Raw genomic sequence first — 26,745 nt, 5'->3', positions numbered from 1 at the left:
CTCCCGATGAGCCACCCCGAGATCTCCGTCGTCATCCCTGCCAAGGACGCGTCCCCGTACCTGAGCACCATGTTCGCCACGCTCGCGAAGCAGTTCGACGAGCCCGGCCGGATGGATGTGGTGTTCGTGGACGACGGGTCCAGCGACCGCACCCAGGAGGTGCTCGAGCAGCAGGCCGCCCGCTTCCCGCGGTTCACGGTGCTGCGCAATGAGCGCCCGGTGGGTCTGGCCAGCGCGCGCAACCAGGGCATGGCGGCCGCCAGCGCGGATGTCATCGCCTTCCTCGACGGCGACGACTGGCTGCGGCCCGGCCATCTGGCCGTCGTCAGCCGGGCGGTACGGGATCTCGGGGTGGACTTCGTGCGCACCGACCACATCCAGGTGACCGGGGACCGACGTGATCTGACCAAGGCGCCGATGGCGGTCCGCGGCCGGGCGCTCGACCCGCGCAAGGGTGTGCTCCCCACCGATCAGAGCACCATGGTGGACTACCCGTTCGCCTGGGCCGGCGCGTTCCACCGCCGGCTGCTGGACGGCTCCGGCCTGCTGCGCTTCCCCGAGGGGTACATGACCGCGGAGGACCGCCCGTGGATCTGGAACCTGCACCTGAACGCGGAATCCTTCGCGGTGGTCGACGCCCCCGGCATCTGCTACCGCCGCCAGGTCGCCGGATCACTGACGCAGATCGTCGACGAGCGCCAGCTGTGGTTCATCGACGCCTTCGCCGAGGTCTTCCGGTTGGTGCACGCCGACCGGGACGCCGCGCTGTTCCTGCCCAAAGCGACCCGCAACTGGCTGGCGATCCTCGCTCACCAGCTCGAACGCTCCAAGCAGATGGTCCCGGGACTGCGGCGCACCCTGCTGGAGCGGGCACGGGCCACCACGGCCGCCGTGCCCCAGGAGATCCTCCGGGCCCAGTTCGGCCTGCTGGACCCGCGCCGCCAGCTGCTGCTCATGCCGGCCCTGGAGGGGCTGCGCGGCGCGCCCCGCTACCTGAAGGAGGCACTGGCGTGAGCGTCACGCGAGCCCAGGAAAGCACCGCAGGCACCGGAAGCACCGCAGGCACCGGAGGCACGGGCAGGAAGCAGCTCTTCCTGGCTTCCAGCTATCTGGAGGCCGCGTTCCTGGCCGCGGCGATCGACGCCGGCCTCTACGGCGATCCGCAGGAGACCGATGAGCGCATCCTGCTCAGCTGCAGCAGCGCCGTGGTACTGGAACTCGCCACCCCGTTGCAGCAGGCTGAGGGCATCGCGCCGCTGCTGCGTCGTTTCGACCGGGTGATCGACCTCAACGAGGCGATCGACCCGCTGCACCCGCACACGTTCTCCCCGCAGAACGGCCTGCTGCCGATGATGCAGCGCCTGCTGCGCCGGGAATGGGACCTGGGCGAGGCCGAGCTGGAACTCATCCTCGAGTCCCCGCAGGTCAACCCCGCCATCGCCCTGGCCCGGATCTTCGACACCGCCTCCCTGCGCGTCTACGCCGACGGCCTGATGAGCTACGGGCCCACCCGCAGCCGGCTGCCCTTGAGCATGCAGCAGCGAATCGCCTCGGTGGACTATGCGCCGCTGGTGCCCGGGCTGACCCCGCGCCTGCTGCACGAGGCCGCCCCGGAATACCGGCCCATCCCGCTCGACGCGGTGCGTGCGGTGGTCGACGAGCTCGCCGGGGCGCATGACTTCCGGATCCCTCCCGCCCAGCCCCGGACGGCTCTGATCCTGGGCCAGTACCTCAGCTCCCTCGAACTGATCGGGCCCGATGAGGAGACCGCGCTGCACGAGCGGATGATCGCCGTCGCCGCCGAGCGCGGGATGGAGCGGGTGGTGTTCAAACCGCATCCTGCCGCGCCCCCGGGCATGCTGGCGCCGCTGCGCGAGGCGGCCGGCGCCGCCGGCGTGGATTTCCTGGTGCTGGACTCCCCCGCCATCGCCGAGATCGCGATCGCCGCGCTGAAACCGGAGCTGCTGCTCTCCTGCTTCTCCACTGCGCTGGCCACCGGGGCCACCATGTTCGGCACGCCGGCCGTGGCGGTCGGGACGGGCCGGATGCTGCAGGCTCTGGCGCCGTACGGCAACTCCAACCGGGTGCCGCTGAGCATCGTCGACCGGCTCTGGTCCGTCGACGACAAGCCGGCGGGACCGCCGCTGCAGGACCTCGTCGACGCCATCGCGTACTGCATGCAGGCCGGGCATCTGGCGGATCTGGAACCGCGCGTGCGGACCACCGTCGCCACCGCGACCCCGGAGCTGCTGGCGCGCTACTTCAAGCGCAGACGGCTGGCGAAGGTCGGTCTCCCGGTGCCGCAGGGAGGCAGACGCGTCCCCGATGCGGTGCGGGTGGCCGCCCGCCTCGGACGTTTCTCCGCCGCCCGCCTGGCCGAGGCGCTCCAGGCCGGAGCCCGCCGGTGACCACCCCGCCCGGCTCCGGCCAGGGCGAGGCGGTCGCCTGGGTGGAGTCGCCGCTGCAACTGCTCAGCGCCATCGAAGCGCACGCCGCCGGGCAGCTGGGCGCCCGCACCCGCGCGTGGCCGCGGCTCGTCGGCGCCGGCATGGCCGAGTTCCTCACCGCGTTCGAGGGGGTCCCCCTCCCCGAGGGCTTCAGCATCGACCGGCCGGAGCCGGGCAGGCATCCCCTGCGAGACCGGCGCATCGCGGCTTTCGGCATCGGCGACGTGTTCTCCGGGCAGATCCAGCGGGATATGCTCGCCGGCACCGGCGACACCCGCCTCGTGCTCCTCGACGACGGCCTCATCACCCGGGCCGCGGTGCGCCGGCTCGCCGAGCCTGGCTGGCAGCCACTCGTCCGGGACAGCGCGGCGTTCCACCTGGGACGGCAGCTCCTGGGGGCACGCGCACGCCAGCAGCTCCTGCGCGCGGCCGGGCGCGGCCGGCTGAGCCTCTTCACCGCGATGACGCTGGCCCCCGAGCACGCCCGCGCGCTTGAGGAAGCGGGGGCCCGGATCATCACCCATGCCTTCCCGTGGCTGGCGTCGCTGCCGGTCACGGAGGAGTTCCCGGAGCCGAACATCGTGATCGGCTCGGCCATGGTCGCCGACCGGCTCATCCCGGCGGACCGCTACCGGGAATGGGTGCTGTCGATCGCGAAGATCGCCCCCACCCGCTACTTCCCGCACCGCCGCACCCACACCGGCCTGCTGGACGAGCTCCGCGCGCACCCGGCCATCACCGTCGAGGAGACCGGCCTGCCAGTGGAGCTGAGGCTGCGGGGCCTGAGCAGCGGCCAGCACGTCTACTGCCTGCCGACATCGGCGCTGCAGTCCCTGGGCCTGCTGCTGCGGGCCGCTGGCGTGACCCTCCACCCCCGCCCCATCCCGGACTCCTGGTGGCTGCCCCAGGTCCCCGCTGCCGAGCGCAGCTACCTGAACTCGTTCACGGAGAACAACGGCGGCCTGCGCGCCTGAGGGTCCGGGGTCCGTCGCACGGCGCATCCAGTTCGCCGCGGGGCGGCGCGCCACGGCGCATCGCCGCGCGCCCCTGTGGCGCAGGTCACTGAATCTGACCGGGCCGTCTGAAGCAGATTAGAATCGCCCCATGCTCACTCCGCCCCCGACGATCGTCTCGGTCTCCGACAGCGAGTCGTATCTCAAATGGGCGGCCCGGCTCCTCTCCGGCAGCGGCACCGAAGGTCCCGCCTCCGCGCACGGCCTGCAGCGGGGCCAGCTGTGGCTGCTGCACAATCCGATCCTCCCCTCCGCCGCTCAGATCGAGGCCGCGCTGGCCGGTTCAGCCTTCGGCCCCGGCGACGTCCGCCTGCTGTCCTTCGCCGAGTTCCCCGCGGCGCTCCGGGCCCTCGGCGACGGCGGTCCCGATGTGGTGGTGGGCGCCGCCACCGGGCCCGTGGTAGAGCGCGTCTTCGCCGCGGCGGCGACGCTGCCGCGCCGTCCGGCCCTGATCTCCGGGTTGCCCGGCGTGGGCCTGCCCGCCCGGGAGAAGGGCATGCGGTTCCGCGCCCTCGGCGACGCCTTCATCGCGCACTCCTACGCCGAGCAGGCCGCCTATCAGGAAATCTGCCGGCAACTGGACCTGCCCACCCGGATCCTGGTCAACCGCCTTCCCCTGCTGCGCTCCACTGAGCCGCCGCGCCGTCGCAGCCAGGACGAGGAGCGGCGCTGCCTCGTCTTCGCTCCGCAGGCGAAAGTGCCGGCCGAGCGCGCCCAGCGCGAAGCCATCCTGAAGGCCCTGGCCGGGTACGCTGCGGCCTTCCCCGGGCACCGCGTGATCGTCAAGGTGCGGGCGCTGGCCGGTGAGCAGCAGACCCACCATGAGGAATACGCCTATCCGGTGCTGCTGGCCGAGCTCGAACGCCGCGGCGAGATCCCCGCCGGCCGGCTCGAGGTCGCCGCCGGTCCCCTCTCGGACTACCTGACCGCCGACGCCGCCCTCGTCACCGTCTCCTCCACGGCCGCCCTGGAGTCCATCGACGCCGGGCTGCCGACCGGGATCATCAGCGAGTTCGGGATGAACGAGGAACTGCTGACGCTGGCCTTCCGCGGCTCGGGCATGGAACTGAGCCTGGCCGAGCTCGCCGCCGGCCGGATCCCGTTCCCGCACACCCGCTGGCTGGAGGACAACTACTTCCATCAGCAGCCCGAGCCGTTGTTCGCCGAACTGGAACGGCTGGCCGCCGACTCCCGTGCCGGCAGGCTGGCACCGCTCGGCTCGCGGCTGCGGGCCTCCCGCTTCCGGATGCTCCGCGCCGAGGCACGCCTGCGCGCGCCGAAACCCGTGGTGCGCACGTATCAGGCGGTGGCCGGCACCGTCCGGCGGCTGCGCGCACGCTGAGCCGCCACCGGCGGTGTCCGCGCCCGGGAGTAGCATGAGACGCGTATGCTGCGCCCCCTGCTGAGACTCCTGCCCGATCTGCGTCCGTACCGGGGCGCCTACACCGCCGTCCTCGTCCTGACAGCGGTCGCGACGGTCATCTCCCTCATCATTCCCGTCTTCGTCGGCTGGGCCATCGACGGTCCCATCGCCCACGGTGACTACGCCGGCCTGTGGCTGCCGGTGGCGGCGGTGACCGCGATCGGACTGCTGGAGGCCGCGGCGCTCCTGACCCGGCGCATGCTCGCCGCGCCGGTGTCCTCCCGGCTGGAGATCGCCTGGCGGCGGCGGCTCTACGCGCATCTGCAGCGGATGGCGGTCGCCCGGCATGATTCCTGGGAGTCCGGCCAGCTGCTCTCCCGCGCCGTCCAGGACCTCTCACAGCTGCGCCGGTTCGTCTCCTTCGGCGCGCCGTTCCTCCTGGTGACACCGCTGAACATCGTGGTCGGCCTGATCATCCTCGCGGTGTACTCCCCGGTCATCGCGCTTATCACCCTGCTGTGCGCCGTGCCGACCGTCGTCATCTGCACCTGGCTACAGCGCCGGTTCCAGCTGATCTCGCGCGCCGTGCAGGATCAGAACGGGGAACTGACCACTCTGGTCGAGGAGTCCGTGCAGGGCATCCGGATCATCAAGGCCTTCGGCCGCGGGGAGACCATCACCGCTCGCTATGCGGCTCAGGCGCGCCGGCTCTGGTCCACCGAACTGGAACGCGCCCGGCTCGACGCCTGGCTGAACATCGCGCTGATCCTGCTGCCGTTCCTCGCGATCGGCGTCAGCCTCGGCTACGGGACCTGGCAGATCGTGCACGGCACGATGACGCCCGGCGCCCTGGTCGCCGCGATCACCGTCATGATGTTCCTGCGGATGCCCATCGAGATGCTGGGCTTCCTGCTCTCGGACGCCTACCGCTCCGCCACCGCGGCGATCCGCCACTGGGAGGTGGTGGACACTCCCATCGACATCACCGACCCCGCCTCCCCCTCCTCCCTGCCGGCGACCGATGCCCCGGCACGCGTGGAGTTCCGCGACGTCCGCTTCCGCTTCCCCGATGCGGCGGCGGACACCCTCGCCGGATTCAGCCTCGTCCTCGAACCCGGCACCACCACGGCGCTGGTCGGCGCGACCGGCACGGGGAAGACCGCGGTGGCCGCGCTGCTGCCGCGTCTGCACGATGTCACGGCCGGTGCCGTCCTGCTGGACGGCACCGACGTCCGCGACCTGCCGCTGGAGACCCTGCGCCGGCACGTCGCCGTCGCCTTCGACGAACCCATCCTGTTCTCCGCCTCGGTGCGGGAGAACGTCGCTCTGGGCTCCCCGGAAGCCGGCGACGATGAGGTCTGGGCGGCCCTGGAGATCGCCCAGGCCGCCGCCTTCGTGCGCGAGCTGCCCGAAGGACTCGACACCCTCATCGGCGAGCAGGGCCTGTCCCTGTCCGGCGGGCAGCGGCAGCGGCTCTCCCTGGCCCGCGCGATCCTGGGCCGGCCGAGGGTCCTGGTGCTGGACGACCCGCTCTCGGCGGTGGACGTCACCACCGAGGAACGGGTCCAGGAACGCCTGCGGGAACGCCTCCGGCAGTCCACCGCGCTGGTGATCGCGCACCGGCCCTCCACCGCCGCACTGGCCGATCGGGTCGCCGTCCTGGAGGGCGGCCGCATCGTGGACTGCGCGCCCCATGCCGAGCTGCTGCGCCGCAGCCCGGCGTACCGCAGCCTGATGGGCGCGCGTGAACTCCGCCAGGGCGACGACGCCGTCAGCGCCGGGAGCACGCCATGAGGATGGGCACCGCGCCGCCCGAGGGCGCTCCCGCACAGCTGAGCCAGCCGGCGCGCCGCCTGCTGGGGGACCTGATCCGCCCGCACCGCGCACGCCTGGCGCTCGTCGCCGCCGTCACCGTCTCCACCTCCGTCCTGGCGGCGGGCATCCCGCTCTTCGTGGCGATGGCCCTGGACACCGGGCTGCCGCGCGCCGCCGACGGCGATCCGGGGCCGCTCGTCGGCGCCACCGCGGGCTTCCTGGCGGTGGCCGTGCTGGTCTCGCTGGGGACGTTCCTGGGGATCCGGCTCAACGCCGCGCTGGTCCAGCGGATGATGTTCGCCCTGCGCACGCGGTTGTTCCGGCACGTGCAACGGCTGAGCATCGGCTACCACGAGCGGTCCACCTCCGGCCGGCTGGTCTCCCGCCAGGCCTCGGACATGGAATCCGTGCAGCAGTTCATGGCCGGAGCGCTCATCCAGTCCGTGATGGCGCTGGTGACGATGGTGGCCATCGCGGTCATGCTGGTATGGCTCGATCCGTTGCTGGCGCTGGTGGTGTTCGCCGGCTTCGTGCCGCTCACCTTCCTGACCATCTGGGCGAACCGCCGTCAGCGGGCAGCCTACCGCGCGACGCGGACGACGATCGCTCGGGTGATCGTGCACGTGGTGGAGACGATGGGCGGCATCCGCGCGGTCCAGGCGTTCCGCCGCGAACAGCGCGGACTGGAACGGCTGGACGAGGAGGACGCGGCCTACTGCCAGGCGAACACCGAGGCGCTGCAGGGCATGGCCTGGTACACCGGCGGCACCCGGCTGATCGGCAACCTCTCCCTGGCGGTCATCGTGCTGCTCGGCGGCTGGCTGGTGATCGGGGGTGACACCGAGGTCGGCGTGCTCGCGGCGTTCCTGCTGTCACTGCGCCGCTTCTACGCGCCGCTGGACGAACTGGTGCAGGCCTTCAACGCCTATCAGTCCGCCGCCGCGGCACTGGAGAAGATCGCCGAAGTGCTCTCCGCCCGGCCCGACGTCCCCGAGCCGGTCTCCCCGGCCGGCGGTACCGGGGACCAGGCGGACGCCGCACCTGAGGACCAGACGGGCAACGTCCCCGAAGACCGGCCCGGCTCCGCTGGCCGGGGAGAAGGCGATGAGGCTTCCCCTCGCGGTGAGTCCCGCGGAGAGAGCCTTCGCGGCGAGGTCCGGTTCGAGGACGTCTCGTTCCGGTACTCCGCCTCCGGCGCGGAGGTCCTGCCCGCGTTCTCCCTTCATGTGCCAGCCGGGCAGACGGTCGCGATGGTCGGCGCCACGGGCGCGGGCAAGTCCACGCTGGCAAAGCTGCTCTGCCGGTTCTACGACCCGGCAGAGGGCCGCATCACGCTCGACGGCACGGACCTGCGCGATCTGCCCGACCGCGTGCTGCGCCGCCGCATCGTCATGGTCACGCAGGAGAGCTACCTGTTCAGCGGCTCGGTGGCCGACAACATCCGGATCGGGAATCCGGACGCCGGCATGGCCGAGGTGGTCCGCGCCGCTCAGGCGGTCGGCCTGCACGATTTCGTCGAGTCCCTTCCGCAGGGGTATGAGACCGATGTGAAACGCCGCGGCGGGCGCCTGTCCTCCGGTCAGCGGCAACTGGTGGCCTTCGCGCGGGTGTTCCTGGCCGATCCGGATGTGATCGTGCTCGACGAGGCAACCGCGAGCCTCGACATCCCCGGTGAGCGCCTCGTCCAGGCAGCCCTGGAGCGGGTCCTGGCGGGCCGGACCGCGCTCATCATCGCCCATCGCCTCTCCACCGTCGCGATCGCCGACCGCGTGCTGGTGATGAAACGCGGCAGGATCGTCGAGGACGGGACGCCCGCCGAGCTGGTCGGCGCCGGCGGCGAGTTCGCCTCCCTGGACGCCGCCTGGCGGGAGACCCTGGTCTGAGCGCCCGCCGGGACGGCACGGCGGGCACGTCTGGCCGGGGCGGGGAACGCCTAGCCTCCGGGCGTGATCTTCGCCACTTCGCGCGTCATAAAACGTCACAATGACGGTCTCGCTTTCACTTCGCTCCCCTCTTCCTGCCAGAGTTGATGTGGCTGTGCCCGCTCAGCGCCGCGCGCGAACAGCCGTGCCGGCTTTCCTCGCCTCATCCGTCCACTGGGAGTTTCACATGATCGAACTGCGCGCGGTGAGCAAGGTGTACCCCGGCGGGGTGACCGCGCTCGACTCGGTGGACCTGTCCATCGGCGCCGGCGAGATCCACGGCATCGTGGGCCGCTCCGGCGCCGGGAAGTCCACCCTCATCCGCTGCCTGACCGGCCTGGACCCGGCCACGAGCGGTGAGATCACCATCGACGGCGTGAACCTGGGCACCGCCCGCGGCGCCGCCCTGATGAAGGCGCGGCGGAAGATCGGCATGGTCTTCCAGCACGTGAACCTGCTCGATTCCCGCACAGCCGAGAAGAACATCGCTCATCCCCTGGAAGTCGCCGGGGTCCCGGCCGCCGAGCGGAAGCGCCGGGTCGACGAGCTCCTGGAGCTGGTGGGCCTGAGCGACCGGCGCAAGAACTATCCCGCCCAGCTCTCCGGAGGCCAGAAGCAGCGCGTCGGCATCGCCCGTGCCCTGGCCGCCGAACCGCGCGTACTGCTGTGCGATGAGCCGACCTCCGCGCTGGACTCGGCGACCACCCGCCAGATCCTCTCGCTCATCCGCTCGCTGCGGGACCGGCTGGGCATCACGGTCGTGATCATCACCCATGAGATGTCCGTCGTCCGGGAGATCTGCGACTCCGTGTCACTGCTGAGCGAGGGACGCATCGAGCGCTCGGGGCCGCTGCTGGAGGTCATCCAGGACACCGGTTCGCCGCTGTCCAAGGAGCTCATCTCCCTGCCGCCGACCGCGCACCTGCAGGCCGATGCCACCATCGTCGAGGCGCTCGTCGCGGCGGAGGGCGGGCTCGCCGACGTCGGCGAGCTGTTCGCGCTGCTGGGCCGGCACGGCTTCAGCGCGCAGGTCGCCGCCGGCACCATCGAGACCATCCAGGGCCGCCAGGTGGGCCGGCTGCACTTCACCCCCGGCGACCGGGACGAGGCCGAGCGGATGGCCGCCGTGCTCCGTGAGGCCGGCGTGCACGCCGAGCTGACCACCGCCGCGACGGTGCAGCGCGAGGACGCCGCCCGCCAGGAGGACAACGAGGCGCACGACGGCCGTGACGGACAGGAAGGGGGCGCCCGATGATCCTCGCCTCAGGTGAGATGTTCCTGGACAACCCCGTCTTCCACGGACGGCTGTGGGACGCGACCGCCGAGACCCTCCTGATGATGGTCTTCACGACGCTCGCGGTGGCGGCCTTCGGCCTCCCCCTGGGCGTGCTGCTGCACAGCGTCAGCCCCAAGGGCCTGACCCCGGCGGCGCCGGTCTACCGCGTCATCAGCCTGATCGTGGATTTCGGCCGCTCGATCCCGTTCATCATCCTGATGATCGCGCTGATCCCGTTCACCCGGTTCGTCGTGGGCAGCGCCCTGGGCTGGCAGGCGACCGTCGTGCCGCTCGCCGTGGGCGCGATCCCGTTCTTCGCGCGGCTGGTGCAGAACGCGCTGCGCGAGGTGGACTCCGGCAAGGTCGAGGCGGTGCAGATGATGGGCGCCTCAAAAGGTCATATTACGTATCACGTACTCATCCGGGAGGCCCTCCCCGGTATCGTCGGGGCTCTGACCGTCACGGTCGTGACGCTGATCAGCTACACCGCCATGGCCGGCACCATCGGCGGCGGCGGCCTGGGCGCCCTGGCCATCGACTACGGCTACCGCCGGTACCAGAGCGACACGATGGTCGCCTGCATCGTGCTGCTGGTCGCCCTGGTGGCGCTCGTGCAGTGGATCGGCGACACGGTCGTGCGGAAGATCGACCACCGCTGAGCAGCACCCGCGGCCGGCAGCGACGCCTGTCCCGCCGCGGTGGCTGCGAAGACAACTACGTCAAGCAAGAGAAACAAGAAAGCAGGTAAGAATGCGACGCTTGATCACCCTTTCCGCCGCTACTGCCGCCTCGGCGCTGTTCCTGGCCGGCTGCGGCGCGGGCGGCGGCTCCGACGCCGAAGTCGGGCAGGAGAGCGAGGAAGGAGTCACCACGCTGACCGTTGGCGTCTCCCCGGTACCGCACGGAACCATCCTGGAGTTCGTCAACGAGAACCTGGCCGAGGAGGCCGGACTCAGCCTGGAGATCGTCAGCTACGACGACTACGCGCTGCCGAACCGCGCGCTGGTGGACGGCGAGCTGGACGCGAACTACTTCCAGCACCTGCCCTACTTCGAGTCTGAGTCGGAGAGCCAGGGCTACGAGCTGGCGCACTTCGACGGCGTGCACATCGAACCCTTCGCGCTGTACTCCAACGAGTACGACGATGTCGCCGACCTGCCGGGCGGCGCCCAGATCGGCATCAACAACGATCCCTCCAACCAGGGCCGTGCACTGGACCTGCTGGCCGAAGCCGGTCTGATCACGCTCGACGACTCCGTCGACGTCGTCTCGGCCACCGTCGGCGATGTGGTGGACAACCCGAAGAACCTGGAGTTCATCGAGGCCGACGCCGCCTCGCTGGCGCGCACGCTGGACGATGTCGACGCCTCCGTCATCAATGGCAACTACGCCATCGAGGCGGGCCTGTCCCCGACCGAGGACGGCCTGCTGGTGGAATCCGGCGAGGACAACCCCTACGCCAACTTCCTGGCGGTCCGGGCCGGCGACGAGACCAACGAGGCGATCGTGACGCTCGACGAGCTGCTGCACTCCGAGGAGGTCCGCCAGTTCATCGAGGAGACCTGGGCCGACGGCGCCGTCATCCCGGCGTTCTGAGTCCGTCCCTTCGCGATTCCTGATCCGGCGGCGCCGGCGAGGTCATCCTCGCCGGCGCCGCCGCATCTATAGGTGGCGGTTCCGCGCGCTTATCCCCCTTCAGGAACCGGCATCGCGCTTACGTCGCCACTGCGCGCTTGTATCGTCGTTGCCCAGGTCTGGGGAGTGGCGACGTACCGGCGGGACAACGATATTCACCGCGTCCCGCTGGGTCGGCGGAGGCGTCCGCTCCCATGCCCCCCGGGACACGCCGGAACTCCCGGGCACGCGCCGGACTACGGCCGCAGTCAGAACAGTCCGGTGATCCGCCCTTCCTCGTCGACGTCGATGCTCAGCGCGGCCGGTTCCTTCGGCAGGCCCGGCATCGTCATGATGTCGCCGCACTGCACCACGACGAACCCGGCCCCGGCTGCCAGCCGGACCGAACGCACTTCCAGCACGTGGCCTTCCGGCGCGCCGCGCAGCGCCGCGTCACCGGAGAAGGAGTACTGTGTCTTGGCCATGCACACCGGCAAGCCGTCATGGCCCGCCTCGGCCAGCCTGTCGAGCTCGCGGCGCGCCGCCGGGGAGAACTCGACCCGGCCGGCACGGTAGATCCGGCTCGCCACGGCCTCGATCTTCTCCGCCAGTCCCTGGTCCAGGTCGTAGGCGTGGCGGGGCGCCGGCGCGGAGCCGTCCATCGCATCGAGGACGGCCTCTGCGAGCGTGGTGGCCCCGCTGCCGCCTTCGGCCCAGTGGCGGGCCTCCACCGCGACGACCCCGGCCTCGCCAAGTTCTGCGATGACGGCGCGCATCTCCTCGTCCGAGTCGTCCGGGAACCGGTTCAGGCACACCACCGGGGCCAGCCCGAAGACATCGCGCAGGTTCTCCGCGTGCCGCAGCACGTTCGCCAGGCCGCCGTGATGACGGATGGCCCGCAGCGTCGCCACCAGCACGGCGGCGTCGGGCCAGATGCCGGCCGCTCGTGCCTTGATGTCCAGGAACTTCTCCGCCCCCAGATCCGCCCCGAAGCCGGCCTCGGTGACCACGAGGTCGCTCAGTGCCAGGGCGGTCGTCGTGGCGATCGCGGAGTTGCAGCCGTGGGCGATATTGGCGAACGGCCCGCCGTGGACGAAGGCGGGGGTCTGCTCCAGGCTCTGGACCAGATTGGGCTGCAGCGCGTCCCGCAGCAGAGCGGTCATCGCACCCGCCGCGCCCAGATCGGCGGCGGTGACCGGCCGGCGGTCGTAGTCCTCCGCGACGACGATGCGTCCCAGCCGCTCCCGCAGTTCGGAAATCGAGGTCGCCAGGCAGAAGATCGCCATCACCTCGCTGGCGACGACGATCTGCCAGCCGTCCTCCCGCGGCTGCCCGTTACCGGGTCCGCCCAGGCCCGCGACAGTCTGGCGCAGCACCCGGTCGTTCATGTCGATGGCGCGGGACAGGCGGATGCGCCGGGGATCGATGCGCAGCGGATTGCCCTGATGCAGGGAGTTGTCCAGCATCGCCGCCAGCAGATTGTTGGCCAGGCCGATGGCGGAGAAGTCGCCGGTGAAGTGCAGGTTGATGTCCTCCATTGGGACCACCTGCGCGTGCCCGCCGCCGGCCGCCCCGCCCTTCATCCCGAAGACCGGTCCCAGGCTGGGCTCGCGTAGCGCGATGGACACCCGGGCCCCGGGAATCCGGGAGTCCCGGTTCCGGGAGAGGCCAGCGAAGGCATCGGCCAGCCCGACGGTCGTGGTGGTCTTGCCCTCGCCGGCGGGAGTGGGGCTCATGGCGGTCACCAGCACGAGCCGCCCTCGGTCGCCCGCGTCGAAGCGCTTGCGCGCCGCGGCCAGTGCCGGGTATGCGACCTTGGCCTTGTCGTGGCCGTAGGGGATCAGATCCTGCGGCTCCAGGCCCAGCCGTGCGCCGATGTCGGTGATCGGCGCCGGGGTGACGGCTGCGGCGATCCGCTGGTCGACGGACAGAGACGACGATGACTGCTGCGCGCCTTTGCTGGTCATGGCGCCAGTCTACGGGCCACGTACCGGTTCTTCAGGCGGGTGCTGGGGATTCTCCGAACGTGCGTTCAGATCCAGCCGTGGCGCTTGGCGATGGCCAGCGCCTCGTGCCGGTTGGCGGCACCGAGCTTCATGCTGGCCGATGACAGGTAGTTGCGCGTGGTCCCCGGGGAAAGCGAGGCCCGGACGGCGATCTCCTCGATGCTGGCCCCATCGGCGGAGAACTCCAGCACATCCGCCTCCCGCGGAGTCAGGGGGCTCTCCCCGGCCGCGAGCGCCTCCGCCGCCAGCTCCGGGTCCACATAGCGTCCGCCCGACGCCACCTGGCGCACCACCTCGGCCAGTTTCTCCGCGGAGGCGGTCTTGGGCACGAAGCCGCGCACCCCGACCTCCAGCGCACGTTTGAGGTAACCGGGCCGCCCGTGGCTGGTGACGATCACCAGGCCGATGCCGGCATAGTCGCCGATGAGCCGTTCCGCCGTCTCGATGCCGTCCAGACCTGGCATCTGCAGGTCCAGCAGCACCACATCGGGACGCTTCTCCGCGGCCGCCAGCCGGCCGATCAGCTCGATCGCCTGGGCGCCGTCGGCTGCTTCGCCGAGCACCTCGATATCGTCGTTGAGCCCGAGCATCGCCGCCATGGCGGACCGGATCAGATGCTCGTCGTCCACCAGCACCGTGGTCATCATCGTGTCGTCCTCCCTGTGAGCCGTCATCGTCCCGCGGTTCCTTCTCCCGGGACCTCCCGGGGCATCGCGAACTGGGCGTGCACCCGGAACCAGCCGTCCTCGGTGCCGGTGCGGAGGCGGCCGCCGGCTTCGGCGAGCCGGTCCCGCAACGCCGCCAGCCCGGTGCCGCCGCCGCGGTCCTTCGCCGGGGAGGGGCCGACCCCGTCGTTCTCCACCCGCAATCCGGCCGGATCGATCATGATGCTCACCTGGCCCGCGCGCGAATGCCGCAGCACATTGGTGACGGCCTCGCGGAGCACGCGGGCAGCCAGGTCCCGGTGGGCCGGCGGCACCGCATCGGCGCTGCCGGTCAGGTGGACGTCGACGCCGGCCGAGGCCAGGAGGGAGCGTGCGCCGCTGAGTTCCTGCTCCAGGTTCGTCTTGCGGTAGGACTGGACGAGGCCGCGCATATCGGCCAGGGAATCGTGGGCGAGCTGCCTGACCTCGCGGAACTGGGTCGCCGCCTTCGAGTCCTCACCGCCCTCGCGCAGCGCCAGCTGCGCTCCGAGCTCGCTCTTGACCGCGATGGCGGAGAACCGGCGCCCCAGCACATCGTGCAGGTCCCGGGAGATCCGCAGCCGTTCCTCGGCCACCGCGAGCACGGATTCTTGCCGCCGCACCCGGTCGATGCTCCTGAGCACCTCGATGTACCAGAGGCTGGACCAGATCACGAGCCACGGCGTGGCGACCACGAAGAAGACGGCGATGAATCCGCCAAGGGTCATCTCCGCCTCGCCGATGGACACCGACAGACCGACCGTTCCCAACGTCAGTACCGCAGCGATGACCGGCCCGATGTACGCGCCCAGCGCGCAGGCGAGGAACCAGCCGGTCTGCAGCATCAGCCACCGCGAGGGACCCAGCTCCGGCTCGTTGTCCCCCGCGGGGCCCTGGAGAGCGACGACGGCACCGGCGACGCCCACCCCGACGATCACGCCGGCCAGCACCGCGCTCCACCATGGCGGCAGGTTTCGTTCCAACCAGGGGAAACCCTGAAGACCCCGGCGCATCGGCGCCGCGGCGAGTCCGGCTTGAACCGCGATGACGAACACCACTCCGGAAACGCCGAGACCCCCGCTGTCGGCGAACTGCTCACCGTTGACCAGCACGATGAAGATCGGGAAGACGAGCATGCCGTACAGGGGCCAGATGAAGGTGCGGCGGACGGTGTTCATGCCGGCGTTCATGCCCGGCAGTCTGCGCGGCGGCTTCTCACCGCGCGTCACCCGCACCTCCGGGGCCTGCGCCACGCCGTCCTCGCTCATGTGCTCATTCTCCCAGTCCCCGCGGCCAGGGCTTCTTACGGTTCTGCTTACGACTCCCACTCTGCCCGCCGGGCGCCGCGCACGGCAGTGCCCGGACTCATCGTGGTTCATGAGGGTGTCACCGTGCCGCCATGACGAATGTCATGTCCTCCATCGGCCAGAACGCGCGGGGAACGGATGGGGGCGGGCCTCTGCGAGCGCGGCGGGTGCGTGCTCGACTGCCTGCGACCGTGCTCACCGGCCCCTCCGTCCCCGCCGGTCACCATCGGTGGATCACGGCGAGCGTGCGGGCCTGGCGCTCCTGGCGCTGAACAGCTCGCCACCCACGTCGCGGCACCGGTGCGGGCGTTGTCAGCGGGAGAGCATAGGCTGCTCCTAGACCGGTTCGCCGCGCCGCCACGGGCGGGCGCGGGCGTCTGCCGATCCCGCTCCGGCACGCAAGAGATGCGCCGGTGCCCGTCGCACGATGAGGAGAGACAGCATGGAGTTCAGGTACCTCGGAAACAGCGGCCTCAAGATCTCGGAGATCACCTACGGCAACTGGCTCACCCACGGCTCGCAGGTGGAGAACGAGATCGCCACCCGGTGCGTGCATGCGGCTCTGGACGCCGGCATCAGCACCTTCGACACCGCCGATACCTACGCCAACACCAAGGCCGAGGAAGTCCTCGGCGAGGCGCTCGCCGGTCAGCGCCGCGAGTCCCTGGAGATCTTCACCAAGGTGTACTGGCCCACCGGCCCCAAGGGGCACAACGACTCGGGTCTGTCCCGCAAGCACATCCTGGAGTCCATCGACGGCTCGCTGCGCCGGCTGAAGACGGACTACGTGGACCTCTACCAGGCGCATCGCTTCGACTACGAGACGCCGCTGGAGGAGACCATGCAGGCGTTCGCCGATGTGGTCCGCGCCGGCAAGGCGCTGTACATCGGCGTGAGCGAATGGACCGCCGACGAGATCCGCGCCGGGCACGCGCTGGCGAAGGAGCTGGGCGTCCAGCTGATCTCCTCCCAGCCGCAGTACAACATCCTCTGGCGCGTGATCGAGCCCGAGGTGATCCCCGCCTGCGCCGAGCTCGGCGTCTCCCAGATCGTCTGGTCGCCCATCGCCCAGGGTGTGCTGACCGGTAAGTACAAGCCGGGCCAGCCGCTGCCGGAAGGCTCGCGCGCCACGGACCAGAAGGGCGGCGCGAACACGATCAAGCGTTACCTGAACGACGACATTCTCACCGGCGTGCAGAAGCTCGAGCCCATCGCCGCCGAGCTGGGCCTGACCATGGCGCAGCTGGCCATCGCCTGGGTCCTCGCCAACGACAACGTCGCCTCCGCGCTCGTCGGCGCTTCGCGGCCGGAGCAGATCGAGTCGAACGTGAAAGCCGCCGGGGTGAAGCTCGACGAGCAGGTGCTGCGCGCCATCGACGAGGCCGTCGGGCACCTGGCCGTCACTGATCCCGGCCTGACCGTCTCTCCGGAGACGCGCCCGAGCTGAACGCTTCGCGGACGCCTCCTTCACAACACAACCGGGTAGTGACGAAACACCTCCGTCGACGGCGTCGCTTCGTCACTACCCGGTTGTTCTCCGTGCAGCCCGCACTGCTGGGTGTCCGAAGAGACCCACGGGGCTCACCGCGTGGCCGCCCGAGAGACCCGGACACCGCATCGGGCCCGCGCCCGGCGGCTCCCGGGCAGCGCCAGGAATGCAGCCCGCACTGCCGGGTGCCCGGCCCTGGGCGGTCACCCCTGGGAGATCGCCGTACATCGGCAAAGCACCCTTGACGGGATGCGTAGATTTATACATACACTTGCGGCATGGCGAACAAGACGATCTACGTATCCGACTCCGACCGTGAACTCTTCGACCGCGCCGCAGAGCTTGGCGGCGGCCTCTCCCCCGCGATCTCGGAAGCGCTCGCCGACTGGGTCGCCAAGAAGGAGGCGGAGGCCGACGAGTTCTCCACCGTCTCCGTCCAGGTCTCGTCCGAGGGCGTCTCCAAGGAGAAGCGCTTCCAGGGCAAGTTCCTGACCAAGGTGACCGCCAAGAGCGACGGCCACCACTACGTCTACACCGTCTACACCACCAAGAAGGGCCAGTACGCCGTGCACATCGCGCCGGCGAGCGGATTCGCCGGTATCACCGCCGAACTGCAGCATCTCGTCGGTGAAAGCGGCGAATGGCTGCAGTCGGTCAGCCGCGGCGCGCAGGGGCTGAAGGACAAGGCCGCAGAGAAGAACCCCTTCGAGGGCTTCGCTCTCCCCTTCTCCGGGCCGCAGACCAGTTCACTGCGCGTGTTCGCCACGCCGGACTCCCTCGTCGGCGAATTGCCCGACGACGTCCGCAAGGCGATCATCGATGCCGAGAAGCAGCCCCTGGTGGAGGAACTCGACATCTGACCGGCACCTGACCGGCGCCGCCGCGTCAGCTCCGGGGCAAGGCGTCAACGGGACGAAGCACCATCGGGCTGGTGGGCCGGCGGCCACTCACGCAGGAAGGCCCTGATGTTCCCTGACTCGTACAGGGAACACCAGGGCCTTCGCCTCGCTGGCGCTCAGGCGATCTTCACCAGGCGCTTGTTGCAGAACTCCTCCATCGCCAGCGGCCCGAGCTCACGGCCGATGCCGGAGCGCTTCACGCCACCGAAGGGCAGATGCGGCTTGGAGGCCTCGGTCTCGTTGATGAACACCATGCCGGCGTCGATCTGCTCGCCCACGCGCCGCGCCTTCTCCGGGTCGGTGCTGAACACGGCCGAGCCCAGACCGAACGGCGTGTCATTGGCCAGCGCCACGGCCTCGTCCTCGTCGGAGACCTTGAACACCATGATGGCCGGGCCGAACAGCTCCTCCTTGTAGGCTCGCATCCCCGGCTTGACGTCCGTGAGCACGGTCGGCTGGACGAACGCGCCCGGCCCGTCGATGAGGTCGCCGCCGGCCAGCAGCGTGGCGCCCTGGGAGACCGTCTCCTTGACCTGATCGACGAAGTTCTCGGCCGCCGCGCGGGAGGACAGCGGAGCGAGGGTCGTACCCTCCTCAGTCGGATCGCCCGGCGTGTAGTTCTTCGCCTTTTCCGTGATCGAGGCGACGAAGTCCTCGTACAGATCCTCGTGCACGATCATCCGCTTGGGCGAGTTGCACGCCTGGCCGGTGTTGCCCAGCCGGGTGCGGAACGCCGTCTCGGCCATCTGCTCGACATCGGCGGCATCCAGGACGACGAACGGATCGGATCCGCCGAGTTCCAGTACGACCTTCTTCAGGTTCTTGCCGGCGATGGCGGCCACCGCGGAACCGGCGCGCTCTGAACCGGTCAGGGAGACGCCCTGGTTGCGGGGATCCTCCAGGATCTGCTCCACCTGCTCGTTGGTGGCGTAGATGTTGATGTAGGCGTCGGCGGGCACCCCCGCGTCATGGAAGATCTGCTCCATCGCCGCAGCGGACCGCGGGCAGCTGGGAGCGTGCTTGAGCAGTACCGTGTTCCCCAGCGCCAGGTTCGGCGCCGCGAACCGCGCCACCTGGTAGTAAGGGTAGTTCCATGGCATGATGCCCAGGATCGAACCGACCGGGCGCTTCTGGATGACGGCCTTGCCGGCGTCCGTGCCCTTGACCGGCTCATCGGCAGTGAAGGCTTCGGCGTTCTCGGCGTAGTAGTCGTAGATGTTGGCGGTCAGGGCGAGTTCGCCTTTGGCCTCCTTGAGCAGTTTGCCCATCTCGGTGGAGATGATCCGGGCGAGCTCGTCCTGCCGCTCCCGGTAGATCTCCGCGACCTTGTGCATGAGGGCGGCGCGCTCGGAGACGCTACGGGTGCGCCAGGAGGCGAACTCCCGATGCGAACGGTCGAGGGCGTCGGCGATCTCGGCGTCGGTGGCCGTCGGGAACTCCTCGACTACCTCGCCGGTGGCTGGGTTGGTCACACGGTACAAAACGTGATCTCCTTCATATCCGGGGTTTCCACCTCACACGCTACAAACCCGCAGCACGCGTGTCGACGCCGGGTCCGCGGATCGGACATCCGGGCCCATGGTCGCGGCGACGCGGCGGCGGCCTGGACCGTGCGGGCCTGCGCGCCGAGCCGAGCCGCCACGGCCGATCTTTCCGGCATGTCCCCTTGCCTTCCGGACATCCTGCTGCGAGCATCTGACCACCTGTGATCGTCTTCACACCGGACGCAGCACAGAGACAATGCCGTCGCCACCGTCAGGAGATGCTCGTGGATCCCACCCTCGCGCAGCTGTGCGCCATCGCCGTCTTCATCGCCGTGTTCGCCCTGGGTGCCGTGCGCGGGGTTCAGCTGGGAGTTCTCATGTTCGCCGCTGCAGCCGGCACCGCGCTCATCCTGAGCGATATGAGCCTGGAGGATGTGGTGGGCGGGTTCCCGCTGTCCATCATGATCCTGCTCGTGGGCGTCACCTATTTCTTCGCGATCGCGCAGGCCAATGGCACCGTGGACCGGCTCATCGACGCCGCGCTGGCCAAGGTCGGTTCCAACCGCCTGTTCCTGCCAGTCGTTCTGCCGCACCGCGCAGGTCCCGGCCACCGCGGCCGTGCAGGCGCGTCGGGGCAGCGCCTCCACCGCGGACGTTGCCTTCGGGGAAGGGGATGACGATCCGCCCGCCGTCGGCCCGGTCGAAACACACGAAGGGGCAGCACACGGCGGGCCCGGCGTCACAGCACATGAGGGGCCCGCACAGGGCGGGGCAGGGGCGCATGCCGGGAGTGACGCACCACCCGCTCTGCCTCCCTTCACCCGCATCCAGATCCTCACCGTCACCGCGATCATCATCCTGGTCGGCAGCGTGGTCGCGCTCGCCGCGGCGGGCCGGGAACCCGATATCGGCGTGATCTGCTTCGGGCTCGCCTCCATCCTGATCCTGGTGGATCCGGCCGTCGGCAAGGCCGCGCTGGCGAAGATCGACTGGTCGACCGTTCTCCTGGTCGGGGGCATCATCACCTTCGTCGGCGTGCTGGAGACCATGGGCGCCGTCGACCTGCTCGGTGAGGCCGCCCGCAGCATCGGCTCACCCGTGATCGCGGCGCTCGTGCTGTGCGCGGTCGGCGGGCTCGTCTCGGCGTTCGCCTCCACGACCGGCATCCTCGCAGCGCTCGTGCCGCTGGCCCTCCCCCTCGTCGCGAGCGGCGACCTGCCCGGCTGGGCGCTCGTCGCCGCACTCGGGGTATGCTCCGCGGTGGTCGACGTCTCGCCCTTCTCCACCCTGGGGGCCACCGCGGTGGCCTCCGCGCCCGAGGAGGCACGGCCGCGCCTGACCAGGATCCTGCTGCGCTGGGGCCTGTCGATGGTGGTCGTCGGTCCGGTACTGCTCGTCGGGGCCCTCGTCGTACCCGCCATGGCGGTCTGAGGTGCGGCCGGGTCCCGCAAGGAATAGCATCGCTGGCGGCGAACGTTGTGCCGGTATGAGTGAGTCTCCCGTGATCGAACGCCAGGCCGAGCAGCACCGCTACGTCGCCTTCCTCGACGGTGAGCCCATCGCCTTCGCGGCGTACCGCGATGCCGGCGAGAACCGCGTCTTCACCACCACCGTGACGAACCCCGCGCATGGCGGCCGGGGCTACGCCGGACTGCTGGTGGAGGCCGCCTTCAAGGACGCGCTGGACGAGGAGCGCACGATCGTCCCGCAGTGCTCCTATGTAGAGCATTACCTGCGCACTCACCCCGAATGGGAGCAGGCGTTCGAGGAGAGGGGCCTCCTGGGCGCGTCCTGACCACGGGCGAGCCACTGCCTCGTGACGTGGCTGCGTGTCCTCTCCGGCGACTGCCGCTGCCGGGCCCCGTTACCGCCGGGGTTGCGCCCTGATTCCCGGTGGGCTCACCCGGAATTTGTGCACAGCGCCGGCGTCCACTGCCACGCGGGCCGCGCGGGTTACCGGCGGCGTGCTTTCGGCACGACGAGCGGGGTGCCGGTCTCGGGGTCGTCGATGACCACGCAGGCCAGCCCGAACACGTCCTCCACGAGTTCGGCCGTCACGATCTCTCCCGGCGCGCCCTGCGTGACGACGGTGCCGTCCTTCATCACGATCAGATGCGAGGCGTATCTGGCCGCGTGGTTCAGATCGTGCAGCACCGCCACCAGCGTGCGCCCCTGCGCGTGAAGATCCCAGAACAGCTCCATCAGCTCGATCTGATGCGCCACGTCCAAGAAGGTGGTCGGCTCGTCCAGCAGCAGGATCGAGGTCTCCTGTGCCAGCGCCATCGAGACCCAGACGCGCTGGCGCTGACCGCCCGAGAGCTCATCCAGATGACGGGCGGAGAGCTCCTCCACCCGGGTGGCGCGCATGGCCTCCAGCACCGCGCGTTCATCCTCGCGACTCCACTGCCGGATCAGCTTCTGATGCGGATACCGGCCGCGGGCGACCAGCTCGGCGACGGTGATCCCGTCCGGCGCGATCGAGCTCTGCGGCAGCAGTCCCAGCTGCGTGGCGAAATCCCGCGCCCGGTAGGAGTGCACATCCTTGCCGTCCAGCAGCACGGCACCCTGCGCGGGCTTGAGCAGCCTGCTCAAGCCCCGCAGCAGCGTGGACTTCCCGCAGGCGTTCGGGCCCACGATCACGGTGAAGGAACCGTCGGGGATCCGCACCGAGAGGTCCTCGGCGATGATCCGCTTGTCATAGCCCAGGCTCACCCCGCTGGCCTGCAAGCGCGCGGCACCGGGATCGGCGCCGGGACCTGTGAGGCCGGGAGCGTGCTCCGCCGTGTCCAGCGGAGACCCCGTCCTGCCGGGAGCCTGCTCGCTCATACGCCCTTCCTCGCTTCCCTGATGATGAGCCAGATGAGGTACAGACCGCCGATGCTCACGGTCATCACGCCCACCGGCAGCGTCGTCTCCCGTCCCAGGAACAGGGTGAAACCGTGCTGTGCCAGGAAGTCCGCCGCAGCCAGCAGGAAGGCGCCCATCACCGCGGAGGCACCCATCGTGACCGAGGCCGAACCGGTCAGCCGCCGGGCGATCTGCGGCGCCGCCAGAGAGATGAAGGAAATCGGGCCGGCTGCCGCAGTGACCGTGGCGGTGAACCCCACGCCCAGCACGACCAGCGAAAGCCGGGCCCGCTCGGTCCGCACCCCCAGCGCCCTGGAAGCGTCGTCGCCGAGCTCCAGCAGGCGCATCGGCCGCGCCAGGAACGCCGCGGCGATGAAGAACACCGCCAGCACGGCCGTCGCCGGAACCATCTGGGACCAGCCGATGCCGTTGAGCGTGCCCGCGCCCCAGACCGCCGCCGAGAGCGCCACTTCGAGGGAAGCCCGGATGAGCATCCACGTGTTGAGCGCGGAGAGCATCGCGCTCACGGCGATGCCGACGATGATGAGCCTGAAGCCCTGGACACCGCCGCGGTAGGCCAGCACGTACACCAGCGCGGCGGTCAGGCATCCGCCCACCAGCGCGCCCGCGGCCACCTGCAGATACCCGCCGCCGATCAGGATGATCACCACGAGCGCGCCGGTGTAGGACCCGGAGGCGAAGCCGATGATGTCCGGGGAGCCGAGTGGATTGCGGGTGAGTGACTGGAAGATCGCCCCGGAGACGCCCAGGGCGGCGCCGAACAGCAGCGCCGCGGCCGCACGCGGCAGACGCCATTCGACCACGACGGTGCGCTGGATCCCCTCTGCGCCGCCGCCCAGCGCCTGGAGCACCTCGGCGATGGTGAGCGGGTACCGGCCCACGGCTAGGGACACGACGCCCACCACGGCGCACAGCCCGATCAGGACGGCGCAGACCGAGAGCGCGCGGGTGGAGACCAGGAAGGACAGGCTGCCGAGGCGCGCCGGCACGATGCCGTGGCCGAACCGGACCCGTTCCTGGGTGTCGGTGCCGTTCACCGGCCGCTCACAGCCCGCTCGCCCGCTTCCGGCGCACCAGGAGGATCAGCACGGGCGCGCCGACGAACGCGGTCACGATGCCCACCGGCAGCTCACCCGGCGGCGCGGCGATCCGCCCGATGATATCGGCGCTGATCAGCAGCACCGGCGCCAGCACCACGGTGTAGGCGAGGATCCATCGCTGATCCGGGCCGACGATCCAGCGGGCGACGTGCGGGACCATGAGTCCGACGAATCCGATCGGCCCGGCCAGCGCGGTGGCGCCGCCGGCCAGGACCGTCACGGCGACGATGACCAGCACCCGGGTGACGGCGACATTGGCGCCCAGGGAGCGGGCCAGGTCGTCGCCCATCGCGACCGCGTTGAGCGGCCGGGCCACCAGCACCGCGCACAGCAGGCCCAGCGCGAAGAACGGCAGCACCGGCCACAACAGCTCCAGGCCACGGCCGACGACGGAGCCGGCCTGCCAGTACCGCATCTGGTCGAAGGTATTGGGGTTGAGCAGGGTGATGGCGGTGGTGATCCCGCTGAGCACGGCCGCCAGCGCCACCCCGGCCAGGGTCAGCCGCACCGGGGTCGCCGGCCCGTAGCCGGCCGAGCCGATCAGGTACACCAGCACCGTGACCACCAGCGCGCCGGCAAAGGCGAACCACATGTATCCCGAGATCGAGCCCGCGCCAAAGACGGTGATGCCGATGGCCACGGCGAAGGCGGCGCCGGCGTTCACCCCGAGGATGCCGGGATCGGCGAGCGGGTTGCGGGTCATCGCCTGGATGAGCGCCCCGGCGACGCCGAGCGCCACTCCCACCGCCAGCCCCATGATCGTGCGCGGGATGCGCAGCTCCCAGACGATGATCGCCTCGTCGTAGACCGGTGCGCTCTGCAGGGCGCGCAGCACCTCGTCGAGCGGGATCGAGCGGGCGCCGATGGCCACGCTGGCGAGCGTCACCACGACGAGCACGGCGACTCCGGCGAGCAGCCCCAGGGACCGGACGGCGTTGTTGTGCGCCACGCCGCGAACCGGGCGACCACGCTCTCCGGGAGGCGAGGCCTGTTCAATCCCGCCCGCGGTGCTGGGCGCGCCGACCGGGGCGGTGGCCGTCGCAGGCGCGATCGTGGAGGACATCGGGCTCCTGTGCGTGGAATGTCGTACCGTGCGGCCGTCGTGCAGCGGCACGAACCGACTGTACACAAGGAAAGGCTATCCTGCACAGAGCGGCTCCGCGAGACGCCGTAGCATGGATCGTCTGCCCTCCCAGGAAGCTCGCAGCCTGCGATCCCGCGCAAGCAGTGCCCCGGTGGAGCCGTGCAGCGCCTTCCGCCTATCCTCCACGTTCCCCGTCCCAGCAGCAAGGAGCACCATGCCCCTTCAGCCCGCCCCCGCGGGAAACAGCATGAACAGCCGGCTCGCCGGTAGCCGGCTGTTCCTGGCGGTGGCCTCGCTCGCCCTGGGCGGGGTGGCCATCGGCGTGACCGAGTTCGCCATGATGGGCCTGCTGCAGGAAGCCGCCTGGGATCTGGACATCACCATCCCGCAGGCCGGGCATCTGATCACGGCGTATGCGCTGGGTGTGGTCGTCGGTGCTCCGGTCATCACGATCGCGGCGGCCCGCGTGGCCCGCCGCACCCTGGTGCTCTGGCTGGCTGCCGGCCTGCTGGTGGCGAATCTGCTGTGCTGGTTCGCCGACGGGTACGGGCTGATGCTGCTGGGCAGGTTCTTCTCCGGCGTCCCGCACGGCGCGTACTTCGGCGTGGCCGCTCTCGTGGCCGCCAATCTGGCCGGCCCGGAGATGCGTGGGCGCGCCGTGGCCTGGGTGATGCTGGGCCTCTCGGTGGCGAACCTCGTCGGCGTCCCGGCCGTCACCTTCCTGGGCCAGCAGTTCGGCTGGCGGGTCATGTTCCTGTTCGTGGTGGTCTTGGCGGCGCTGACGCTGCTGTGCGTGCTGGTCTTCGTGCCGCCGCGGGCCAAGGACGCGGATGCCTCCATCCGCCGGGAACTCGGCGGCTTCGCCTCCGGCGGCCTCTGGCTGGCGATGCTGACCGGCATCGTCGGGTTCGGCGGGTTCTTCGCGGTGTACTCCTACATCAGCCCGATCATGACCGAGGTCACCGGGCTTCCCTTAAGGATGCTGCCCTGGGTGCTGGCGCTCTACGGCGCGGGCATGGTGGCCGGCAATCTGGTCGGCGGGCGGCTGGCTGACTGGTCCGTGCCCAAGACGATCTACCTGGTCCTGCTGTTCATCGCCGCCGCCAAAGTCGTGTTCTACTTCGTCTCTCCCGTGCCGGCGCTGGCCGTCATGATGGTCTTCGTGCTGGGCACGGGCGGCTCCATGCTGATCCCTGCCCTGCAGACGCTGCTGATGGACGCCGCTCCCCGCGCCCAGTCGCTGGCGGCCTCGCTGAACCACTCGGCGCTCAACGTCGCCAATGCCCTCGGCGCCTGGCTCGGCGGCACGGTGATCGCCCTGGGCTGGGGCTACCGCGCACCGGCGCTCCTGGGTGGCGGCCTGGCGCTGCTGGGCCTGATCGTGGCGGTCTTCGCCGTCTACGCGATCACCGTCCCGGCGCGCATCCGCCGCCGCGGCTGATCCGGCGGAACCGCCCGCCGGGCGAGCGCTCAGTGCCAGAAGATGGGAATGGTGCCGTGGTGGGCGTGGACGATCGTGAGGAACACGAAGAGGTCGAACAGCAGATGCACGCAGATCACGTAGGTCAGTGATTTGGTCTTGGCGAAGATCCACGCCTGCACGAGGGCGAAGGGGATCGTCAGCGCCGGCCCCCATGCCTGATAGCCGAGCTCCCAGAGGAACGACACGAAGACGATGCTCTGGAGCACATTGGCCACCCAGAACGGGAAGTGGCGGCGGAACAGCGCGAAGACGGTGCAGATGAAGAACAGCTCGTCCCAGATGCCCACGGCGTTGACGCCGATGAACAGCCGCGTCATCTCGCTGGGCGTCTCCACCGCGGGCCAGTTGGTGTACACGCCCGAGGTGATGAAGTAGTACGGCAGGATCAGCCAGGCCAGGACGACGACGATCACCAGCCACCACTTCTCCATCGCCGACCACGGCTGACCCCGGCGCAGCGGGAAGACGATCGTGCGGTCCTTGAACACACCACGGTTGAGTGCGTACGGCACTGCCACCGCCAGGGCCAGCACGCTGCCCATGACGAACATATTGGACCAGGAGATGTCGGCCTTCAGGGAGATCGTGCTGATGATGCCCAATGCCAGGCCGATCAGGAAGAGATCTCGTCCCAGCAGCCTCGAGTGCAGGAACCCCAGGCCGATGCCGGCAACCAGCGGCAGGTAACCCCAGTCGTTCTCGAGGCCGAACAGCAGCACCGCGGAGGCACAGATGAGGAGTGCCGGCACCACGCCCCAGTCGAGACGCGTACGGGAGTCCTGCTGCGTTCGAGTGCTGGTCACCCTCCCACCCTATCGCCGGCGCGGTGCTTCCACCGGCATGGCACGGGGCCACTACCGGTTCATGGCTGGCTCCAGGCTGGCTCATTCGA

General features: G+C 70.2%; 23 protein-coding genes. 15 read left to right on the top strand and 8 right to left on the bottom strand.

Annotation, left to right across the window (positions count from 1 at the left end):
• Positions 1–6: 6 nt before the first annotated feature.
• The 9 genes from IEW13_RS08460 to IEW13_RS08420 all read left to right on the top strand — a co-directional run bounded on the left by IEW13_RS08460 (position 7) and on the right by IEW13_RS08420 (position 11,432).
• Positions 7–1,014 (top strand): glycosyltransferase family 2 protein, encoded by a 1,008-nt coding sequence (locus IEW13_RS08460; RefSeq protein ID WP_188550507.1) that lies wholly within the window; start codon positions 7–9, stop codon positions 1,012–1,014.
• The gene (locus tag IEW13_RS08455; RefSeq protein WP_188550506.1) at positions 1,011–2,408 is read left to right on the top strand and encodes a polysialyltransferase family glycosyltransferase; all 1,398 of its coding nucleotides are present in this window, start codon (positions 1,011–1,013) and stop codon (positions 2,406–2,408) included. The genes IEW13_RS08460 and IEW13_RS08455 overlap by 4 nt, the downstream gene beginning before the upstream one ends.
• On the top strand, positions 2,405–3,421 hold the full coding sequence (locus IEW13_RS08450; RefSeq protein WP_188550505.1) for a hypothetical protein: 1,017 nt from the start codon (positions 2,405–2,407) through the stop codon (positions 3,419–3,421). Before IEW13_RS08455 ends, IEW13_RS08450 begins: the two co-directional genes overlap by 4 nt.
• Positions 3,422–3,551: 130 nt before the next feature.
• Positions 3,552–4,802 carry a DUF6716 putative glycosyltransferase gene (locus IEW13_RS08445; protein ID WP_188550504.1) on the top strand — a complete coding sequence of 417 codons (1,251 nt, stop codon included), beginning with the start codon at positions 3,552–3,554 and terminating at the stop codon, positions 4,800–4,802.
• 45 nt (positions 4,803–4,847) lie between these two features.
• A complete protein-coding gene (locus IEW13_RS08440) occupies positions 4,848–6,617 on the top strand; it encodes an ABC transporter ATP-binding protein (protein ID WP_188550503.1) in 1,770 nt (589 codons plus the stop codon).
• Positions 6,614–8,521 carry an ABC transporter ATP-binding protein gene (locus IEW13_RS08435; protein ID WP_229745018.1) on the top strand — a complete coding sequence of 636 codons (1,908 nt, stop codon included), beginning with the start codon at positions 6,614–6,616 and terminating at the stop codon, positions 8,519–8,521. The genes IEW13_RS08440 and IEW13_RS08435 overlap by 4 nt, the downstream gene beginning before the upstream one ends.
• Positions 8,522–8,747: 226 nt before the next feature.
• Positions 8,748–9,815 carry a methionine ABC transporter ATP-binding protein gene (locus IEW13_RS08430; RefSeq protein WP_188550502.1) on the top strand — a complete coding sequence of 356 codons (1,068 nt, stop codon included), beginning with the start codon at positions 8,748–8,750 and terminating at the stop codon, positions 9,813–9,815.
• The gene (locus IEW13_RS08425; RefSeq protein WP_188550501.1) at positions 9,812–10,495 is read left to right on the top strand and encodes a methionine ABC transporter permease; all 684 of its coding nucleotides are present in this window, start codon (positions 9,812–9,814) and stop codon (positions 10,493–10,495) included. The genes IEW13_RS08430 and IEW13_RS08425 overlap by 4 nt, the downstream gene beginning before the upstream one ends.
• A gap of 91 nt (positions 10,496–10,586) precedes the next feature.
• The gene (locus IEW13_RS08420; protein ID WP_188550500.1) at positions 10,587–11,432 is read left to right on the top strand and encodes a MetQ/NlpA family ABC transporter substrate-binding protein; all 846 of its coding nucleotides are present in this window, start codon (positions 10,587–10,589) and stop codon (positions 11,430–11,432) included.
• Positions 11,433–11,719: 287 nt separating this feature from the next.
• Here IEW13_RS08420 and IEW13_RS08415 read toward each other — a convergent pair whose 3' ends face one another.
• The 3 genes from IEW13_RS08415 to IEW13_RS08405 form a co-directional block, all read right to left on the bottom strand.
• Positions 11,720–13,417, bottom strand: a complete 1,698-nt coding sequence (locus IEW13_RS08415) for a formate--tetrahydrofolate ligase (RefSeq protein WP_188550499.1) — start codon at positions 13,415–13,417, stop codon at positions 11,720–11,722.
• Between the two features lie 65 nt (positions 13,418–13,482).
• On the bottom strand, positions 13,483–14,130 hold the full coding sequence (locus IEW13_RS08410) for a response regulator transcription factor (protein WP_229745017.1): 648 nt from the start codon (positions 14,128–14,130) through the stop codon (positions 13,483–13,485).
• Positions 14,127–15,407, bottom strand: coding sequence for a sensor histidine kinase (locus IEW13_RS08405; protein ID WP_188550498.1), 1,281 nt, complete (start codon positions 15,405–15,407; stop codon positions 14,127–14,129). Before IEW13_RS08405 ends, IEW13_RS08410 begins: the two co-directional genes overlap by 4 nt.
• Before the next feature lie 481 nt (positions 15,408–15,888).
• On the opposite strand from IEW13_RS08405, the gene IEW13_RS08400 reads away from it, so the two are divergent.
• On the top strand, positions 15,889–16,893 hold the full coding sequence (locus IEW13_RS08400; RefSeq protein WP_188550497.1) for an aldo/keto reductase family protein: 1,005 nt from the start codon (positions 15,889–15,891) through the stop codon (positions 16,891–16,893).
• A gap of 320 nt (positions 16,894–17,213) precedes the next feature.
• Complete coding sequence (locus IEW13_RS08395; protein ID WP_188550496.1) at positions 17,214–17,795, top strand: EXLDI protein; 582 nt, start codon at positions 17,214–17,216, stop codon at positions 17,793–17,795.
• A 155-nt stretch (positions 17,796–17,950) separates the two neighbouring features.
• On the opposite strand, the gene IEW13_RS08390 is transcribed toward IEW13_RS08395, so the two are convergent.
• Positions 17,951–19,315 (bottom strand): NAD-dependent succinate-semialdehyde dehydrogenase, encoded by a 1,365-nt coding sequence (locus tag IEW13_RS08390; protein WP_188550495.1) that lies wholly within the window; start codon positions 19,313–19,315, stop codon positions 17,951–17,953.
• A 287-nt stretch (positions 19,316–19,602) separates the two neighbouring features.
• Here IEW13_RS08390 and IEW13_RS17395 point away from each other — a divergent pair, with 287 nt between their 5' ends.
• The 3 genes from IEW13_RS17395 to IEW13_RS08380 are packed head-to-tail and all read left to right on the top strand — an operon-like array spanning position 19,603 to position 21,113.
• Positions 19,603–19,995, top strand: a complete 393-nt coding sequence (locus IEW13_RS17395) for a transporter permease (RefSeq protein ID WP_229745016.1) — start codon at positions 19,603–19,605, stop codon at positions 19,993–19,995.
• A complete protein-coding gene (locus IEW13_RS08385; protein ID WP_229745015.1) occupies positions 19,937–20,749 on the top strand; it encodes a transporter permease in 813 nt (270 codons plus the stop codon). Before IEW13_RS17395 ends, IEW13_RS08385 begins: the two co-directional genes overlap by 59 nt.
• 55 nt (positions 20,750–20,804) lie before the next feature.
• Positions 20,805–21,113, top strand: coding sequence for a GNAT family N-acetyltransferase (locus IEW13_RS08380; RefSeq protein WP_188550494.1), 309 nt, complete (start codon positions 20,805–20,807; stop codon positions 21,111–21,113).
• Between the two features lie 158 nt (positions 21,114–21,271).
• On the opposite strand, the gene IEW13_RS08375 is transcribed toward IEW13_RS08380, so the two are convergent.
• Genes IEW13_RS08375 through IEW13_RS08365 form a run of 3 tightly spaced genes read right to left on the bottom strand, consistent with a single transcriptional unit; the run spans position 21,272 to position 24,349 of the window.
• The gene (locus IEW13_RS08375; protein ID WP_188550493.1) at positions 21,272–22,144 is read right to left on the bottom strand and encodes an ABC transporter ATP-binding protein; all 873 of its coding nucleotides are present in this window, start codon (positions 22,142–22,144) and stop codon (positions 21,272–21,274) included.
• A complete protein-coding gene (locus IEW13_RS08370) occupies positions 22,141–23,223 on the bottom strand; it encodes a FecCD family ABC transporter permease (protein WP_188550492.1) in 1,083 nt (360 codons plus the stop codon). Before IEW13_RS08370 ends, IEW13_RS08375 begins: the two co-directional genes overlap by 4 nt.
• A gap of 7 nt (positions 23,224–23,230) precedes the next feature.
• A complete protein-coding gene (locus IEW13_RS08365; protein WP_188550491.1) occupies positions 23,231–24,349 on the bottom strand; it encodes a FecCD family ABC transporter permease in 1,119 nt (372 codons plus the stop codon).
• A gap of 235 nt (positions 24,350–24,584) precedes the next feature.
• Between IEW13_RS08365 and IEW13_RS08360 the strand changes: the two genes are divergently transcribed.
• A complete protein-coding gene (locus IEW13_RS08360; RefSeq protein ID WP_229745014.1) occupies positions 24,585–25,811 on the top strand; it encodes an MFS transporter in 1,227 nt (408 codons plus the stop codon).
• A 29-nt stretch (positions 25,812–25,840) separates the two neighbouring features.
• Here the strand turns inward: IEW13_RS08360 and IEW13_RS08355 are convergent, their stop codons facing one another.
• Positions 25,841–26,656, bottom strand: a complete 816-nt coding sequence (locus IEW13_RS08355; RefSeq protein WP_188550490.1) for a CPBP family intramembrane glutamic endopeptidase — start codon at positions 26,654–26,656, stop codon at positions 25,841–25,843.
• Between the last annotated feature and the right edge of the window lie 89 nt (positions 26,657–26,745).

Source organism: Sediminivirga luteola (genome assembly GCF_014639315.1).
Classification (GTDB): domain Bacteria; phylum Actinomycetota; class Actinomycetes; order Actinomycetales; family Brevibacteriaceae; genus Sediminivirga; species Sediminivirga luteola.
This window is presented reverse-complemented; position numbering and strand designations above follow the sequence as displayed.